Source organism: Sphaerimonospora cavernae, assembly GCF_042435035.1.
GTDB lineage: Bacteria > Actinomycetota > Actinomycetes > Streptosporangiales > Streptosporangiaceae > Sphaerimonospora > Sphaerimonospora cavernae.
In genome coordinates, this window is record NZ_JBHMQT010000009.1 from 109,949 (window position 1) to 126,421 (window position 16,473).

Genomic DNA, 16,473 nt, shown 5'->3' on the forward strand with positions numbered 1-16,473 from the left:
TCATGGCCGACCTCAGCCTACGGGGGTGATCAATTGCTGTGCGCAGTCGAGGGTGATGGTGTGTGCGCGGGACAGGTGGGCGAACGTGTCCGGCCCGCACCCGATCGCCGCCGGGGTGCCCGTTTCCATGCACCTGATCGACATGTGAGAGGCTATTCCGCCGTATTGGGTAACGAGACCGGCGATGCCCCGGCAGAACAGGTACTCGAAGCCCGGATCGGCGTTCGTAGTCAGGACGATGCGCCCGGCCAGGTCGATGGATCCGGCTGGCTGAGACCGGGTGACGTGGACGGCGGGGGCTGTGACCTTCTGGTCGGTGATGAAGTTCGCTGTGTGCTGACTGGTGATGATGTCGATGTCATGGGTGTTGATGATCACGTCGGGCAGGTGCACACAGGCTTGGGCCGTGTACGTTCGCCGTCGGTCTTCTGCCAGATGCCGGAGCCGGTCGATGTCGTGGATCGTGATGGTGGCATCGGTGTAGGCGAGCAGGTCTTCCGCAGTGAGATAGGACAGGCACTCGGTGTCCAGTCCATGGCGTCGGCCGAAGGCCGCAATGAAGTCGAGCGCGTGGCTGATGTTCGCGGTGAACTCGAACTTGTACGCCTCACGGCGAGCCTGGGTCACGCGAATGAAATCCAATAGATCTTGGCCAGTGAAGTCAAGGCCGATGCGGGTGAGCTGGGCGTCGATGGCCCGTATGGTGCTGACGGGAAGGTTCTGCGCGGCGAAGGGGAGTCGCCGCATTGGACTGACGCGGGAGCGGTCAAGATACAGGTGGGGCGCCAAGGCGTAACTGGGTGTTGTGATGTCATAGGTGCCTGGCCTGAGATGTCCATAGCGGGCGAGGAAGTCCTCGTGAGGCATCTTGCCGCGCTGGTACGCCGTCAGATCGCCGGCGAATCGGGTGGCCACGGTCTGGATACCGGCGAGAAACGCATCGTGTTGAGCGCGGTCGATGACACCGGTGATAAGCAGGGATCGCCACAGGGCGGTGCCGATGAACGTGGCGCGTACGGCGACGGCGAACGGGAGGGTGCCGTGATGGAGCGCATCGTCCAACAGGGCATCGGCGAGGAACAGTGGATGTTCTTCATGCGCGCGGGCCAGGAGACGGGCACGGCTGATAGGGAGTTGACTGATGCGCTGGTGCATCCGGGCGAGCTGGCCTTCGTGGTCGAGCACCACGCTCCGGGTCAGGCGCAACAGGCTGGCGCGTAGCTGGTCGATCTCGCCAGGGGTGAGCCCGGCGGCGGCCAGAGCGTCAGTGTGTTGCGGAAAATCGAAGGCCAGGGCGCTGGGACAGATGAGGAACTCGACCTTGTCATGTGCCTCAGGGCGACGACTGAGCAGATCAAGGTAGCAGTCGACCAGCTTATGGCAGAGCTGATCGTCCAGGTCTGCGGGGAGATAAGAGTTGAAGTCCGACCGAAGGTCCACATACGGTCGGCCCGCCAGGGTGACCATGAGGTGGTGCGGGGCGGGGTCGCGGTAGCCGAGACGCCGCCGCGCGTCGCGCCACACGTCACGGGTGATCAGTCGTTGGTATAGGGACAGCGCCAGGGGGCGGGGGTGAGCGCCGATCATCTCAGCGGGGTTCTCAACTGTTGGGAGGTGAGATCGCATGAGTGTGCATCACCGTGTTCGTGTGGCCTGCCGTACGGATTGCACACCCACAGCCATTCGGTTACCATTCCTGTACGTTCCGTGACGCCGGGAAGTGGTGCCGGGTATGCGGGGCCCCTGCTCCACCAGAGCGATGGTTCAGGGCCTCCCCGTCGCCCTTTGACCGCTCTCCGGCGGGCGGGTCGTGAGGGACGCCGCCCTTCCGGGACTGGACCGCGGACGTGATCCGCGTCGCCGCCCGGTTGCGAAAGCGGCCGACCAGTGCGCCCAGCACCGTTCGGGGCGTGCGGCTGTGAATGTCATTCATACACAGTCTTGAGGAACGGTTCCAGTCCGCCATGTTGCTGTAAACGCTGTAGGAACCGTGGAGGCCATGACGGGGACGATTGCGTACCCGAAGGAAGTCCTTGACCTCGGCGATCTCGGCGGCCGCTCGGGCGTCAACGTCGGAATGGTCGCGTGCGACACCTGACAGGGGGCGGACCTGGAGTAGATACAGCCGCCCTGCGCTGACGGCGAACTCCACGTCCAGCGCTGACCGGCCGGTGAGTTGGACAAGTTCACGGAGGGTGGCGGCCACGGCGTCCAGTGGTACGCCGCGAGTCATACGCGATGCCGGCTCTGATGTCGGCCGACCTTGGGTCGCCTTGCAGCACCCGGTGCCGTATCCGGCGAGAAGATCACTCAATTTCATCAGCACTACTCTCCTTACCTGTTGCCAGTCTGACGGGGAAGGCAGGCAGGCACCCGGGTTATGCGGTGCGTGCCGTCAAGCCTCGGTGCCGGGTGGGTGGCCCGCCTGCCCCTGCCGGCCGTGGCCAACGACAACCGGCAGGGCGGCTCATCGGGCCTGCCCGGTCAGCAGGCGGAACCACCACTCGTAGGCCTCCGGCCGCCGCCATCCGCCGGTAAACGACACCGTCGGCACCCCGGCCCGAGGGATGGTGGTGCGGCGGATGCGGTAGGTGCCGCCGTAGGAAAGCAGTTCGTATTCGGTCATGATGCAGAGGCAGGTGTGCTCCACCACCCGCCCCAGCCCGGGGACCTCACCGCACCAGAACAGTTCGGTACGGCCCGGCAGCGGCGGGCCGGGATGTGGGGAGATGCCGGGGCAGTCGCCCCAGTCGTCGGGATCACCGGGGTCGAGCGTGACCACCGCCATCCACGGGCTCGCCTTCCGCACATGATCGGCCACCGCGCGCTCGTCGGCGGCGTCCAGACCGAGCGCCGTGCGCACCTCGGCTATCGTCGTCCCGGCCAGGATGCACTGGATCGCCTCCGCCCGCCGTTCCCCCGCCTCCAGACCGGGTCGACCGAGGATCTCGCCGCTCAGTGGGCCGATCATCAGTCGGCTCACTGGACCGACTCCGCACGACGCTCTTGCTCGGTGATCAGCGCGGCCAACTGCTCGTCGGTGTCGGCATCGACGGTTCGGTAGGCCCCGGCCCGCTCCTCGTCCGGTCTGAAGGGGCGTGTGCGCGTCGCCCACAGCCGACCGGCATCGCTGTGCCAGACCTTCCACCCTTCCTGGCAGGGCGGCGTCGTGTCGGCGGATCGGCTCTGTCCGCCGCTCCCCGCCTCAGAACCAGGAGAGCCGAACGTCTCAGCACTCACCGCGGCACTCCTGCCGACCGTCACGTTGCCTGGCATCGCTTGGATTCCCCTTCCCGCCAGCGGAACTGCTGATGACAGCAAGGGGAACCGTAGGAAGTTTGCGAACGCGGGTGCCGTACGGCTGTGAAGGTAAAGAACCCGTACTGGAATGCGGGTCAGGTGATCCCGGCCCGGCGGGCCAGGCCCCGGAGTTCGGGGGTGCTCGCCCGATGCTCGCGTTTGAGAAGCTGCGTCAGCAGATCGCGAGGCCGTGCGCCGTACCGCACGAGCTGGGAGGAGAGCCGCTCAGCTTGGAGCAGCATGTTGACCGAGGCGGCGTCTTTGCGCTGCAATGCGTACGCCCGCGCCATATCGAGATGGATTTGGGCGCGGCGCCCGACCAGGCCGGGCGCGAGAACGGCGATGTTGAGACTCTCGCCTCTGCTGATAGCCTGTCGCGCGTCGCCGTACTCCACGGCTGCCGACACCTCGTGGATGATGACGTTGGCTGGCCCGAAGGCCGTCCAGAAGTCGTTGCGATCGTCCCCGATGATTGCGGCGATATTGCGGGCCTTTGCCAGGAAGGACGCCACCGCCGCGTGGTCGTATCGGGAGGCGGCAGCGGTGACGGCTCCCAGGTGAAGCGCCCCGATGATCGACAAGGCCCGTGGGTCCGACTTCTTGGTCGAAAGTCCGAGGGCGTCTGCCGCTCGTTGGACCAAGTGCATCGCCTTATCCGCCTCGCCGAGCCGGACGAACACATAACCGAGCCGGTAGGCGCTGACGGCGGCTAGGAGCGATCGTTCGGCGTCTTGGGCGGCTGACAGGGAGCGGTCGGCGGCCATCCAGGCGAGTTCGGCCTCCCCAACCCTTCGCAAGGTCGTGGCAGTGCAATGGTAGGTCAGCGCGCGGAGCGTGTGATATGCCCTTCGTCGCGCGGCGGGTGCGTGACGGCTGCCCAGTTCGGTCGCGACGATAAGCCGCGGCAGTCGCCTGCCTGTCTCGTCGTACCGCGTGGCCTGGTAGAGCCAGTTGACCTTACGGACCTCGTGGCGAAGCCATGCGAGGCTTTCCGGCGCACCTTCCACATGGCGCGGGTCGATCAATGAGGCAAGGCCGTCATAGCCCATCATCGCCCGCCGGATCTCGGATGCCGCCTGGTAGCGCGTGGCCGCCTCCGTCTTCCTCATCGTGAGCTCGTCAACCGTCAAGCCGAGGGCCCCCACCAGAGCATTGATCACCGAGTGGTTGTCCACAGATCTCTGGCCCCGCTCGACCTGGCTGAGCCAGCTCTCTGAACGACCGATCAATCCAGCTAGGACCGACTGAGAGAGGCCGCGGCGGCGACGCGCCCGGGCGATTCGCTGGCCGATCTCGTTGCGGGCATCCACGTCACCACTCCTAAGAGGGCCCGACCTCGATCAGGTCATGGAGTTCTTGCAGGATCTGCCCCCAGGATGGCATGCGCGCATTGGGCGGCGCAGCGGGATCGAAGAGCACCCGGACCCCCATCCGCCGCAGGTCGGCGAGGCTACGGCCGAAAGCGATATGGCGGGCGAGGACGTCCTTGAGCAGCGGCACGGCCACGATCGGAACGTCGAAGCCCATCACCTCACACAGCAGCCCTACGGCGAACGTGTCGGTGATCCCACCCGCCCACTTGTTGATCGTATTGAAGGTTGCCGGAGCTACGATCACCGCGTCGGCGGGTGGCAGCCCCTTGGGCTGGTCAGGTGTCCGGTAGGTGCTGCGGACCAGATCACCCGTGAGGCGTTCCAGCTTCTTGGCATTAACGAACCCCGCCCCCATCGGCGTCGTGACAACGTGCACCTGCCATCCGGCAGCCCGCGCGAGCACCACCAGTGCGTGCACATCGGCAGCCGCAGGCGCGGCGCACACAATGACATACAGCACACCACGAGCCTGTGCGGGGACATCCATATCGTGTGATCCTAGACGTCGCGCTCGCCGCCAGGTAGAGGAAGCGTCATAGGGTGATGCAGTGCGTGAGCTATTGCTCACCGAATATCGCTTAACGAACGCGTAGGGCAAGTGTTCTTCCTGCCTGGCCGTACGGCCAGGCGTGGTGGCTGCGCGTCCGTCTCGGCGGTCAGCCGTACGCTGTCACGATCACGATTACGAGGACGATGAACGCGGCGAAGGCGGCCAAGGCGACCAGGAGCACGCGGACCCGGGCGGAGGTGTCGGGCGCCGACGGGCTCTGCACGGAGAACAGGTCGGTGCCCAGCCCGTGCGGCCGATCGGGGCCCTGCTCCCCGAACCGGGCGCCGTCCGATGCGGCAGGTCCCATGGCACTCAGCCCGGAGGGCCGCTCGGCGGCGTGCCCGAGGCCCATGCCCGGCCTCGGAGGCAGCGGCCTGCGGGGGCCCGGCAACCGCCGGGGAGCCGTCACCTCGTCCTCGTCGGAGGCAGCGGAGCCCTCGGGCCCCGCGGGGGGCGGCGACGGGCGGGGGGCCGGCGCGACCCGCGGGTCGTCAGGGGGGCGGACGATCGTCATCGTCCGGTCGCCGTCCGGGAGTGGGGCGGTCTTCTCCTCCTGCGGGACGCTCGCGGCCGGGGTGCCGCCGGTCGGGGTGTCGGCCACGATCCGCAGCATCGCGGAGGCCCTCTCCGCGGTGAGGCGTGCTCTGTGGTCCTTCTCCAGCATCCCGTCCAGAATCGGACGGAGTGGGCCGGCCTGGGTCGGCGGATCGGCGGTCTCGGTCATCAGCGCGCTCAACGTCGCGCTGAGCGACCCGCGCTCGTAGGCGGGCCTGCCCTCGACGGCGAAGTACAGGGTGGCGCCGAGTGACCACAGGTCCGACTCGGGACCGGCGTGCTCGCCGCGCGCTCGCTCGGGGGCCGTGTAGCCGGGCGAGCCGATCACCATGCCGGTCTGGGTGAGTGCGATGTCGCCCGCCGCTTTGGCGATGCCGAAATCGGTCAGCACGACCCTCCCGGTCCTGGTCAACAGGACGTTGCTCGGCTTCACATCCCGGTGCAGGATGCCCCGGGCGTGCGCGGCCCGCAGCGCGCCCAGCAGGTCGTAGCCGATCTCGGCGACCAACCGGGGCGGGAGTGGGCCTTCCTCGTCGATCACCTGCTCGAGCGACCGGCCCTCGACCAGCTCCATGATGATCCAGGGGATGCCGTCCACCTCGATGGCGTCGTGGATGGTGGCGACCGAGGGATGGGCGATCCTGGCCGCCATGCGGCCCTCGCGCAGCATGCGTTCCCGCAACTCCCGCCGCTGCACCGGGTTGAGTCCGGGATCCTGCCGGATCTCCTTTACCGCGACCTCCCGGCCCAGCGAGCGGTCGAAGGCACGCCAGACGGTGCCCATCGTCCCCCGGCCGATCGGTATGCGAAGTTCGTAGCGGTGCGCGAGCAGCCGTGGTTGAAGTCCCGCCATGTGAAGAAAGATAGCGATTTTCCGTTCGCAACCGCTTGGGACGCGACCTGGTCCTCACCTGAGAAAAATGCGGGGCCAGAATCGTCTGGGGACGACCAGCTTGATCACTGTGGCCAGGCGCCGCATCAACGGGCTGTGGACCATCTGGTGAAGGGTCGGCTCCGTGGGCTTGCGGTGCACGCCTTCAGCCGGACGCCGTCGGGGCGGGGCCGTCGCCGCCATGTGATCGTGCTGGTGTCCGAAGTGCTGCTGCGGATGCGAGTACGGCTGGCCGTACTGCCAGGCGGGGTCGTTGTTCGGCGTCGTGGCGGTTTCCCGGAACGCACGCGAGCGCGGCTGCGGGTGCTGGGGTTGTGTCTGCTGGGGTTGTGTCTGCCCGTGCTGGGCCTGACCATGCTGCGGCTGGACGTACTGGGGCTGCATGTACTGGGGCTGGACGTACTGGGGCTGGACGTTCTGGGGCTGGATGTTCTGGGGTTGGGAGGGTGACGGGTGCGGGAACATGCGCAGCCGCGGCCGTGACTCCGCCCGGTGCTGTCCGCGGTGCGGTGACTTGCGGGTCGGCGCGAACGACGCGACGGGCGGGATCGGGGCACGACGGGGCTGCGGGCCGTACTCCTCGACGGTCCCGCCGGACGCGATCCTGGAGAGGATGAGCGCCGCGCGGACGCTGTCGAGCCGCGCGGCGGGATCGATCTGGAGCAGCCCGCGCAGCACCGGGGCGAGCGGACCGGCCCGTTCCATCGGGATCGGCGCGCCGCTCGTGAGGGCGGCCAGCGCGGCGGCAGCCGTACGGCGGCCGTGCAGGCCGCGTCCCTCGACCGCGGTGTAGAGGGTCGCGCCGAGCGACCACAGGTCGGCGGCGGGGCTGGCCTTGTCGCCGAGCACCCGCTCCGGGGCGATGTAGCCGGCCGACCCGAGCACGATCCCGGCCTGGGTGATCGACTTGTCGCCCTCCACGGCGGCGAGGCCGAAGTCGGTCAGCACGGCACGGTCCTCGGTGACGAGGACGTTGCTGGGCTTGACGTCCCGATGCAGGATGCCCTTCGCGTGGACCGCGCGCAGCGCGCCGAGGACCTGCCGGCCGATCTCGGCCACCTGGCGCGGGGGCAGCGGCCCCTCCAGCCTGACGACCTCCTCCAGCGACTGCGCCTTGAGGAGCTCCATGACGATCCACGGCCGGTCGTCCTCGGTGATCACGTCGAAGATGGTGATCACCGAGGGGTGGGCGACCATGGCGGTCGCCCGGCCCTCCCGCTCGGTCCTGGCGCACAGTTCGGTGCGCAGGTCCTCGTCGAGGACCAGCGGCAGCCGCACCTCCTTGACAGCCACGTCACGATCGAGAAGTTCGTCCCTCGCGCGCCAGACGGTGCCCATTCCGCCGCGGCCGACCGGCTCCAAAAGCCGGTAGCGCGCGGCTAGCTGGTATCCGGAGGGCGCACGCATGGGTGGCAGCTTACCTATTTGTGCGATGCGACCTGTAGAGACCATGCCGGGAAATTGTTGCGATCTTCTGTCAAAAGTTTTGACAGAGAGGTGAGAGGTCAGCGGCGGCCGATGGTCAGGACCGGTCCAGAGGAGTCGGTGAAGAAGTCCTCCCCCTTGTCGTCCACGACGATGAAGGCGGGGAAGTCCACGACCTCGATCCGCCAGACGGCCTCCATCCCCAGCTCCGGATACTCCAGGACCTCGACCTTCTTGATGCAGTCCTGGGCGAGCCGGGCCGCCGGACCACCGATCGAGCCGAGGTAGAAGCCGCCGTGCTCGCGGCAGGCATCGGTCACCTGCTTGGACCGGTTGCCCTTGGCCAGCATGACCAGCGAGCCGCCCGCCGCCTGGAACCGCTCCACGTAGGAGTCCATCCGCCCGGCCGTGGTCGGCCCGAACGACCCCGAGGCGTACCCCTCGGGCGTCTTCGCCGGCCCCGCGTAGTAGACGGCATGGTTCTTCAGGTAGTCGGGCATCTCCTCGCCGGCGTCCAGTCGTTCGGCGATCTTGGCGTGGGCGATGTCGCGGGCCACGACGAGGGGTCCGGTGAGCGACAGCCGCGTCTTGACCGGATATTTCGTGAGCTCGGCGAGGATCTCGGGCATCGGGCGGTTGAGGTCGATGCTCACGACATCATCCGAGAGGTGCTCCTCCGTCGTGTCGGGGAGGAAGCGGGCCGGGTCGGTCTCCAGCCGCTCCAGGAAGACGCCCTCCGGTGTGATCTTCGCCAGCGCCTGCCGGTCGGCACTGCAGCTCACCGCGATCGCGACCGGGCAGGACGCGCCGTGGCGCGGCAACCGGATCACGCGGACGTCGTGGCAGAAGTACTTGCCGCCGAACTGGGCCCCGATGCCGAGCCGCTGGGTGAGCTCGAAGACCTTCTTCTCCATCTCCAGGTCTCGGAAGCCGTGCCCGCTCGCCGATCCCTCCGTCGGGATGCTGTCGAGGTAGCGGGCCGAGGCGTACTTCGCGGTCTTCAGCGCGTACTCGGCGCTGGTGCCGCCGACGACGATCGCCAGATGGTACGGCGGGCAGGCGGCGGTGCCGAGCGAGCGGATCTTCTCCTCCAGAAACTGGAGCATCCGCTTCTCGTTGAGCACGGCCTTGGTCTCCTGGTAGAGGAACGACTTGTTGGCCGAGCCGCCGCCCTTCGCCATGAACAGCAGCTTGTACTCGTCCGGGTGGCCCAGGGGGTCCTCGGCGTAGAGCTCGATCTGCGCGGGGAGGTTGCTGCCGGTGTTCTTCTCGTCCCACATGGTCAGCGGGGCCATCTGGGAGTAGCGCAGGTTGAGGCGAGTGTAGGCGTCGTAAACGCCCCGGCTGACGTGCTCGGCGTCCCGCCCGTCGGTCAGCACGTGCCTGCCGCGCTTACCCATTACGATCGCGGTGCCGGTGTCCTGGCACATCGGCAGCACGCCGCCCGCCGAGATGCCCGCGTTCTTCAGCAGGTCGAGCGCGACGAAGCGGTCGTTGCCGCTGGCCTCCGGGTCATCGATGATCTTGCGGAGCTGGGCCAGGTGGGATGATCGGAGATAGTGGGAAATGTCGTGGATCGCGGTCTCGGTGAGCAGCCGCAGGGCCTCCGGTTCGACCTCCAGGAACCTCCGCCCGGCCGCCTCGATGACCCGCACCCCCTCGGCGGTGATCAGGCGGTACTCGGTGTCTTCCGCCCCAAGCGGCAGCAGGTCGGTGTAGTCGAACTCCGGCATGTCCTCGGTCCTCTGCGTCTGCTCATGTGAGTCGATCGGGCCGCCGCCCGGCCTCCCGGCAGCGGAACGACGCCCCACCAAAGGGTACGGCCCGCCTCGCGGGGCTCCGGTTACCCCCTGGGAGGGAGGCTGCGGGCGAGAGCGGGCCGGCCGGAATCCCGGCTGTCGGCCGTGGCCACGCCGGGGAGCACGACCTACGGCTTATTTCGGGGGTTTCAGGCCGAGGAGGATGCCGCCGATGACGATGGCCGCCCCGGCGACGTCCGCCGCCGACGGCAGGCCCAGGCCGAGGACCGCGGCCGTGATGATTGCTCCGATCGGGATCATCCCGGCGAACAACCCGGCCCGGTCCGCACCCAGGCCGGGCAGCGCCGTGTACCAGAGGAAGAAGGCCACCGTCGTCACGATCATCGCGAGATAGCCCAGCCCGAGCGCCTCGGCCGGCGTCGGGACGCGCAGGATGCCCGGGCCGTCCACGACAAGCCCGATCACCAGCAGGAACGGTACGGCGAGGGCGACCGAGTAGGCCGAGACCCGGACCGGTCCGAGCTTCGGCAGCAGCGGCAGGGCGAGGAGTGAGAAGCAGACCTCGCAGGCCAGCGCGCCCAGCGACCACATCAGTCCGGAGAGGTTTCCGCTGCCGGCCCCCGTCGCCACGGTCGCGCCCGCCACGACGACGAGTGCGGCGACGACGATCCGCGGGGACGGCAGAGGCCGGCCCCCACCGGCCTTGCCGGAGGTCGGCTGCCCGGTCAGCAGGCCGGTCAGCGTGCCGGTCAGCGGGCCGAGGACGGCCAGCGCCAGCGGCACGGTCCCCAGGATGATGCCCACCAGGGACGGGCCGGCCGCCCGGGTCGCCTCGATCACGCAGACGTTGAACGCGACAAGGCCGGTCAGCGCCAGCGCCGCGAGCAACGCCCACTCGCGGAGGCCGAGCCGTACGCGACCGAGGCCGCGCAGGCGGGCGACGACGAGCAGGATGACGGCGGCGGCGAGATAGCGCAGCGCCTGGCCGCCGTAGACCGGATAGCTCTCGATCACGTCCGAGACCGCGGCGAGGGTCCCGACAAGAAACATCGCGGTGGCCGCACAGACGACATAACGGGTACGGCTCCGGGCGGGGACAGTCGCGTCGACGCGCCGTAGGACGGCGGACGGGGAGGCGTCCGAAGGGGTGCTCACGTCAGATGATGCTAGGAACGCAATGGTTCCCTCAACTGGTCCAATCAGCTGGCGTTATTTTGGGCCAATGACGGATCTTCACCTGGTCATCGACCGCGGCAGGGGCGGGATCGCCGCCCAGATCGCCGGCGAACTGCGGGATGCCATCAGGTCCGGGCGGCTCGTCCACGGCACCCGGCTTCCCGCCACCCGGGAACTGGCCAGGGATCTCGGCGTGTCCCGTGGCGTCGCCGTGGAGGCGTACGAGCAACTGGTGGCCGAGGGCTTCCTGGAGGCCAGGGTCGGCGCGGGCACCCGGGTCGCCGCCGCGCCCGGGTCCGCACCCATGCCGGGGAAGGGCTCGGCCGCGGGTGTTCCGCCCGCGAAGGCGCGGCCCCCGACGGTCGGCCGTGCCGAGACTCCGGAGATCCGGCGGGACCGGCACCGGCTGTCGTATCACGGGCATCGGGTGACCTCTCCAGATCTGGGCGCCTTCCCGCGGCGGGCCTGGCTGGCCGCGATCAGGCATGCGCTGACGACGCTGCCGAACGACGCGTTCGACTACGGCGACCCCGGAGGCGTACCCGAACTGCGTGAAGAGCTCGCGGCCTACCTGCGCCGGGTGCGCGCCTGCGACGCGGCGCCGGAGAACGTGGCGGTGGTCACGGGTGTGGCCCAGGGCCTGAGCGTGATCATCCAGGTGCTCTCGGCGGAGAGCGGCCGCAGGATCGTCCTCGCGGTGGAGGACCCGACCAGCCCACGCCAGATACCGCTGCTCCGGCGGGCGGGCGCCGACCTGGCGCCGGTGCCGGTGGACGGGGAGGGCATCCTCGTCGAGGCACTCGCCGGGACCGGGGCCGAGGCCGTCCTGGTGACCCCCGCCCATCAGTACCCGACCGGGGTCGTGCTCTCCCCGCGCCGCCGTGCCGAGCTGATCGCCTGGGCCGCCGAGACCGGTGCGCTCATCCTGGAGGACGACTACGACGCCGAGTTCCGCTTCGACCGCGACCCGGTCGGCTGCCTGCAGGGCCTCGCGCCCGACCGGGTCGTGCTGGCGGGCAGCGTCAGCAAGCCGCTCGCCCCGGGGCTGCGGCTCGGCTGGATCGTGGCGCCGCCGAGGCTCGCCCGGTCCGTACGGCTCGCGCGGGGGGAGATCGATCTCGGCTCACCGGTCATCGACCAGTACGCGCTCGCGCACCTCATCAGGACCGGAGGATACGACCGGCACCTGAGGCGGATGCGTCGCGAGTACCGGATCCGCAGGGACGCCATGGTCCTCGCACTGGCCGAGCACCTGCCCTGGATCACGGTCCACGGCATCTCCGCCGGTCTGCACGTTTACGCCGAGTTCCCCGAGTCCGAAGGGCGGGGTGCGGGGGTGCTGACCGCCGCGGCGCGTACGGCCGGTCTCACCGCCGACGTCGTGGAGACCGCGGCATCGGAGGAGCGGTCGCCGCGCGCGTTCGTCGTCGGCTTCGCCCGCCTGCCCGCGCACCGCATCACATCGGCGGTACGCGAGTTCGCGACGCTGCTGGGCCGTCCACGCCGCCCAGTCCGAGGCCGAACGCCGTGATGGCGGCCACCAGTGTCGGCACGTCCGCGGCGATCCCGGCGAGCACGCTTCCCACGCCCGCGATGACCGGCGCGACGAGCAGCAGGACCGCGAGCCCTCCATCGGTCAGACCGTGGTTCTTCTGCAACACGGCCACCTGGGTGAGCAGGGTGGCGAAGGTGAGGCCCTGGACGGCGAAGACGACGAACGCGGCCAGCCGTGCCCGTCGGTCCCGCGGGATCGGCACTGCTTCCTCTGAAACCACGGGCCCTCCGCGAACATGAGGATGGTTCGGGTTTCGTCAGACTAGAATTCCCGGCTCACAAGGTCAATGCGTTCTTGGGCCCGCCCCTTTACCCTCGATGGTGTGAGCGAGTTCCAGTCCCAGCCGAGCAGGTGGATCTCCGCGTTCCTGACGCCGCGCGTGCCGCAGGGGCCGGACCCGGGTGAGCTGCGCGCCTCGGACCGGGACCGGGAGCGGGTGATCGCCGTCCTGACCGAGGCGGTCGCCGATGGGCGGCTCTCCCTCGCCGAGCACGAGGAGCGTGTGGACCAGGCCTGGGCGGCCCGGACACTGGGCGAGCTGGCCGGGCTCACCACCGACCTGCTGCCGCCGGAGAGCCAGCCGTTCCGCATGGACTCCCGCCCCGTGACGGCCATGTTCCGTAGTGAGAGCCGTACGGGCCGGTGGGTCGTGCCTTCCGAGGTGCCGATCACGTCTCTCGGCGGAAAGGTGACCATGGACCTGTGCGAAGCCCTGCTGCGGTCACGCCGGGTCGTGGTCCAGCTCGCCGTGGTGGCGGGCACGGTCACGCTGATCGTTCCGGAGGGCGTCCAGATCGTGACCGCGCCCTCGGCCCGCGTGGGCTCGTTCAAGAACGAGGTACGGCTGCCACCGGGCGCGGCGGACTACGCCCCGGAGGCGCCCGTCATCGAACTGGCGGGATTCGTCTTCGCCGGCAAAGTGGTCGCCCGCTCACCGAAACGTCCCCGAAAGGGCCTCTTTCGGCGCTAGGGCCTCATACGGCCGTGTCGAAGTTGATCGAGCTGTAGGCGCCCAGCTTCCAGAGCTGGTGTTCGCTCTCGATCTTGCGGATCGTTCCGGACCGGCCGCGCATGACCAGGGAGTGGGTGACGGCGGCGCCGGCCTGGAAGCGTACGCCGTGCATGAGCTCGCCGTCGGTGATCCCCGTGGCCGCGAAGAACACGTCGTCGGAGCGCACCAGGTCGTCGGTGGTCAGCACCTGCTTCAGGTCGAGTCCGGCGTCGGCCGCCCGGCGCCGCTCGTCGTCGTCACGCGGCCACAGCTTGCCCTGGATGACGCCGCCCATGCACTTCATGGCGCAGGCCGCGATGATGCCTTCGGGGGTGCCGCCGATCCCCAGCATCAGGTCGACACCGGTCCCGTGGCGCGCCGCCATGATCGCACCGGCCACGTCGCCGTCGGTGATGAACCTGATCCTCGCCCCGGTCTCCCTGATCTCCTTCACGATGTTCTCGTGGCGCGGGCGGTCGAGGATCACCACGGTCACGTCGGACGGCTTGGCGCCCTTGGCCTTGGCGACCGCCCTGATGTTGTCCGCGGCCGGCGCCTCGATGTCCACCTGGTCGGCTGCCTGCCGGCCCGTCACGAGCTTCTCCATGTAGAACACGGCGGACGGGTCGTACATCGAGCCGCGCTCGGCCACCGCGATGACGGAGATCGCGTTGTTCATGCCGAGGGCGCACAGCCGGGTTCCGTCGATCGGGTCGACCGCCACGTCGCAGTCGGCGCCGGTGCCGTCGCCGACATCTTCGCCGTTGTACAGCATCGGGGCGTTGTCCTTCTCGCCCTCGCCGATCACCACGGAGCCGTTCATGGAGACCGTGTTGATGAGCTGCCGCATGGCGTTGACGGCGGCGCCGTCCGCCCCGTTCTTGTCACCGCGGCCCACCCAGCGGGCGGCGGCCATCGCGGCCGCCTCGGTCACCCGGACCAGTTCGAGGGCCAGGTTGCGGTCGGGAGCGTGCTCGCCGGTTGCCAGCGGGGCCGGAACGTGATCAGACATCGATCCCCTTAAAGTTGGATTCACTCTCTCGCTGCCCCTCCCGCCGCGCTTTATTCTGTCGCGGACAGTAGGGGTAATTATTGATCATAGTTCTTTAAGGGTTTTTTGTCCGATTGGTCTGAACCTGTTGTCGCTGGTCGAGGGCCATTTGCCGTCGCGCGACTCGGGATCTGACGGGACCGGGATATCGTCGCCGTCATGAGCGGCGATATCGAGCGGACGGCGGCGAAGCGCATGTCGGTCCATGGCGTGGCGACACCGCGGGCGCCCGACCACGGCGCGGCCACCCGAGGTGCGGCCACCCGCGTCGCGCTCCTCGAGGCGGCCAAGGAGGTGTTCATCACCAGCGGGTTCGCCGAGGCCGGGGTGACCGACGTGGTGCGGCGGGCCGAGGCCAGTGTGGGCAGCCTCTATCACCATTTCTCCGGCAAGGCCGATCTCTATCTCACGCTGTTCGAGGAGTTCCAGCAGCGGCAGACGCAGCGGACCAGGGACGCGGTCCAGGCCGCGCGCGCCGCCGGAGAGACCGACCCGATGCCGCAGTTCCTGGCGGGAGCCCGGGCCTACCTGGAGGGCTGTCTCAACGAGCGCGATCTGGCCGCGCTGTTCCTCCAGGGGGACGCCCCGCCCGGTTTCGAGGTCACGATGCGCGACCGGCTGCGACAGTGGGCCAGGCGGACGGCCGCGCTCTTCGAGCACGAGGACGCCCTGGTCGTGGTCGTCACGGGAGCGCTGGCGGCCGTCGTGCAGGAGGTGACCCTCTCGGAGGATCCGGAGGCGGCCCGGCGGATCGCTGAGGAGGCCCTCGCGCTCATCGGCGGGATCAGGCGCCCTTGACTTCCTCCCCGCCTCTCAAGGGCCGGCGTCCTCCGGAGCCCTCGGTGCCTTCGGCGAACCACGCTGATACGGCCACCGGTGCAGGAGACCGGTAGTCTCCCTCGCGTGGGACGGTTCACTCAGGGAATCTACGGTTACGTGTTCGCACTGCTCGTCTGCCTCGCCGGCGCCGGGCTTTTCCTGCTCGTCACGCCGCAGAGCCGGACCGAGCACATCCCCCGGGTGGACTTCTCGATCGACCAGGTCAACGCCGCCCGGGCCGCGTCGTACGAGATCGTGTCGCCGCGTGAGGTGCTGCCCAACTGGGTGCCGAACAGCTCGAACCTCACTGACAACGCCGGCGCCGTGACGTGGCGGCTGGGCTTCGCCACCGCGCAGCGGCAGCACGCGATGCTGGCGCAGAGCGACGAGCCGCCGTCCGGCGAGTTCGCCAACCGGATGGCCAACTCCGACAAGGTCACCGGCAGCCGCCAGATCAACGGAGAGACCTGGCAGGAGCGGCTCCGCCAAGACAAGAACCAGCGGTCGCTGGTACGGATCCTCCCCGATCACACCGTCGTCGTCACAGGTACCGCCGACTGGGCGGAGCTCACCGCTCTCGCCCAGTCCCTGATCGCGCAGCCCAGGCCCGAGACCACCGCGTCGGCCACGTCCTGAGAGTCGCCCTGCGGGCGAAATCAGAAGGGGGCGTCCACCGGGCCGTTCTGCCGGGGTTCCTGCCGCTGGGCCATCGCGGTCGCCAGTTTCGCGCGTGCTCCCTGGAGCCACTCCTCGCAGATGGCGGCGAGCCGTTCGCCGCGCTCCCATAGCTCGATGGACTGCTCGAGCGTCAGCCCGCCGGTCTCCAGGCGGCGTACAACCTCGGTCAGTTCCTCGCGTGCCTGCTCGTACGACGGCGTCCGCTCGGGCGACTGCTCCTCCGAGGCTTGCTGAGGGGCCTGCTGAGGGGCCTGTTTCGCCGCATTCTTGGCGGTGCTCTTCGTCGGGCTCTTCGTCGTGTTCTTCGGCATGTTCGTTTCCTGGGCCACGTCCCCACGATAGAGGCCG

16 protein-coding genes are annotated in these 16,473 nt (G+C 69.0%); 4 read left to right on the forward strand and 12 right to left on the reverse strand.

Going from position 1 to position 16,473, the window contains the following annotated elements:
* Window positions 1-12: 12 nt before the first annotated feature.
* The 9 genes from ACFHYQ_RS06850 to ACFHYQ_RS06890 form a co-directional block, all read right to left on the reverse strand.
* A complete protein-coding gene (locus tag ACFHYQ_RS06850) occupies window positions 13-1,587 on the reverse strand; it encodes a PEP-utilizing enzyme (protein WP_394300226.1) in 1,575 nt (524 codons plus the stop codon).
* 880 nt (window positions 1,588-2,467) lie between these two features.
* Complete coding sequence (locus tag ACFHYQ_RS06855) at window positions 2,468-2,983, reverse strand: hypothetical protein (protein ID WP_204013349.1); 516 nt, start codon at window positions 2,981-2,983, stop codon at window positions 2,468-2,470.
* The gene (locus ACFHYQ_RS06860; RefSeq protein ID WP_204013351.1) at window positions 2,980-3,240 is read right to left on the reverse strand and encodes a hypothetical protein; all 261 of its coding nucleotides are present in this window, start codon (window positions 3,238-3,240) and stop codon (window positions 2,980-2,982) included. The genes ACFHYQ_RS06855 and ACFHYQ_RS06860 overlap by 4 nt, the downstream gene beginning before the upstream one ends.
* Window positions 3,241-3,395: 155 nt before the next feature.
* A complete protein-coding gene (locus ACFHYQ_RS06865; RefSeq protein WP_394300227.1) occupies window positions 3,396-4,610 on the reverse strand; it encodes a helix-turn-helix domain-containing protein in 1,215 nt (404 codons plus the stop codon).
* Between the two features lie 10 nt (window positions 4,611-4,620).
* A complete protein-coding gene (locus ACFHYQ_RS06870) occupies window positions 4,621-5,160 on the reverse strand; it encodes a flavoprotein (RefSeq protein WP_204013354.1) in 540 nt (179 codons plus the stop codon).
* A 169-nt stretch (window positions 5,161-5,329) separates the two neighbouring features.
* Window positions 5,330-6,631 (reverse strand): serine/threonine-protein kinase, encoded by a 1,302-nt coding sequence (locus tag ACFHYQ_RS06875; protein ID WP_394300228.1) that lies wholly within the window; start codon window positions 6,629-6,631, stop codon window positions 5,330-5,332.
* Between the two features lie 54 nt (window positions 6,632-6,685).
* Window positions 6,686-8,077, reverse strand: coding sequence for a protein kinase domain-containing protein (locus tag ACFHYQ_RS06880; protein WP_394300229.1), 1,392 nt, complete (start codon window positions 8,075-8,077; stop codon window positions 6,686-6,688).
* A 98-nt stretch (window positions 8,078-8,175) separates the two neighbouring features.
* On the reverse strand, window positions 8,176-9,828 hold the full coding sequence (locus ACFHYQ_RS06885; protein WP_394300230.1) for a fumarate hydratase: 1,653 nt from the start codon (window positions 9,826-9,828) through the stop codon (window positions 8,176-8,178).
* A 201-nt stretch (window positions 9,829-10,029) separates the two neighbouring features.
* Window positions 10,030-11,010: a DMT family transporter gene (locus ACFHYQ_RS06890; RefSeq protein ID WP_394300231.1), complete on the reverse strand. Its 981-nt coding sequence runs from the start codon at window positions 11,008-11,010 to the stop codon at window positions 10,030-10,032.
* Between the two features lie 67 nt (window positions 11,011-11,077).
* Here ACFHYQ_RS06890 and pdxR point away from each other — a divergent pair, with 67 nt between their 5' ends.
* Window positions 11,078-12,562 (forward strand): MocR-like pyridoxine biosynthesis transcription factor PdxR, encoded by a 1,485-nt coding sequence (pdxR, locus tag ACFHYQ_RS06895; RefSeq protein ID WP_394300232.1) that lies wholly within the window; start codon window positions 11,078-11,080, stop codon window positions 12,560-12,562.
* Here pdxR and ACFHYQ_RS06900 read toward each other — a convergent pair.
* Window positions 12,489-12,806, reverse strand: coding sequence for an MFS transporter (locus ACFHYQ_RS06900; protein WP_394300233.1), 318 nt, complete (start codon window positions 12,804-12,806; stop codon window positions 12,489-12,491). The genes pdxR and ACFHYQ_RS06900 overlap by 74 nt on opposite strands.
* 102 nt (window positions 12,807-12,908) lie before the next feature.
* On the opposite strand from ACFHYQ_RS06900, the gene ACFHYQ_RS06905 reads away from it, so the two are divergent.
* Window positions 12,909-13,556 carry a DUF1707 SHOCT-like domain-containing protein gene (locus tag ACFHYQ_RS06905; RefSeq protein WP_394300234.1) on the forward strand — a complete coding sequence of 216 codons (648 nt, stop codon included), beginning with the start codon at window positions 12,909-12,911 and terminating at the stop codon, window positions 13,554-13,556.
* Between the two features lie 4 nt (window positions 13,557-13,560).
* Here ACFHYQ_RS06905 and glpX read toward each other — a convergent pair whose 3' ends face one another.
* On the reverse strand, window positions 13,561-14,589 hold the full coding sequence (gene glpX, locus ACFHYQ_RS06910) for a class II fructose-bisphosphatase (RefSeq protein WP_204013367.1): 1,029 nt from the start codon (window positions 14,587-14,589) through the stop codon (window positions 13,561-13,563).
* A gap of 198 nt (window positions 14,590-14,787) precedes the next feature.
* Here glpX and ACFHYQ_RS06915 point away from each other — a divergent pair, with 198 nt between their 5' ends.
* Window positions 14,788-15,426: a TetR/AcrR family transcriptional regulator gene (locus tag ACFHYQ_RS06915; RefSeq protein ID WP_394300235.1), complete on the forward strand. Its 639-nt coding sequence runs from the start codon at window positions 14,788-14,790 to the stop codon at window positions 15,424-15,426.
* Window positions 15,427-15,531: 105 nt separating this feature from the next.
* Window positions 15,532-16,083, forward strand: coding sequence for a DUF4245 domain-containing protein (locus tag ACFHYQ_RS06920; RefSeq protein ID WP_394300236.1), 552 nt, complete (start codon window positions 15,532-15,534; stop codon window positions 16,081-16,083).
* Between the two features lie 20 nt (window positions 16,084-16,103).
* Here the strand turns inward: ACFHYQ_RS06920 and ACFHYQ_RS06925 are convergent, their stop codons facing one another.
* A complete protein-coding gene (locus tag ACFHYQ_RS06925) occupies window positions 16,104-16,454 on the reverse strand; it encodes an exodeoxyribonuclease VII small subunit (protein WP_394300237.1) in 351 nt (116 codons plus the stop codon).
* Window positions 16,455-16,473: the final 19 nt, after the last annotated feature.

Coding starts and splice junctions, on each gene's coding strand:
- ACFHYQ_RS06915 (WP_394300235.1), top strand. CDS start 14,788: ATGAGCGGCGATATCGAGCGGACGGCGGCGAAGCGCATGTCGGTCCAT.
- ACFHYQ_RS06850 (WP_394300226.1), bottom strand. CDS start 1,587: ATGATCGGCGCTCACCCCCGCCCCCTGGCGCTGTCCCTATACCAACGA.
- glpX (WP_204013367.1), bottom strand. CDS start 14,589: ATGTCTGATCACGTTCCGGCCCCGCTGGCAACCGGCGAGCACGCTCCC.
- ACFHYQ_RS06885 (WP_394300230.1), bottom strand. CDS start 9,828: ATGCCGGAGTTCGACTACACCGACCTGCTGCCGCTTGGGGCGGAAGAC.
- ACFHYQ_RS06880 (WP_394300229.1), bottom strand. CDS start 8,077: ATGCGTGCGCCCTCCGGATACCAGCTAGCCGCGCGCTACCGGCTTTTG.
- ACFHYQ_RS06870 (WP_204013354.1), bottom strand. CDS start 5,160: ATGGATGTCCCCGCACAGGCTCGTGGTGTGCTGTATGTCATTGTGTGC.
- pdxR (WP_394300232.1), top strand. CDS start 11,078: ATGACGGATCTTCACCTGGTCATCGACCGCGGCAGGGGCGGGATCGCC.
- ACFHYQ_RS06875 (WP_394300228.1), bottom strand. CDS start 6,631: ATGGCGGGACTTCAACCACGGCTGCTCGCGCACCGCTACGAACTTCGC.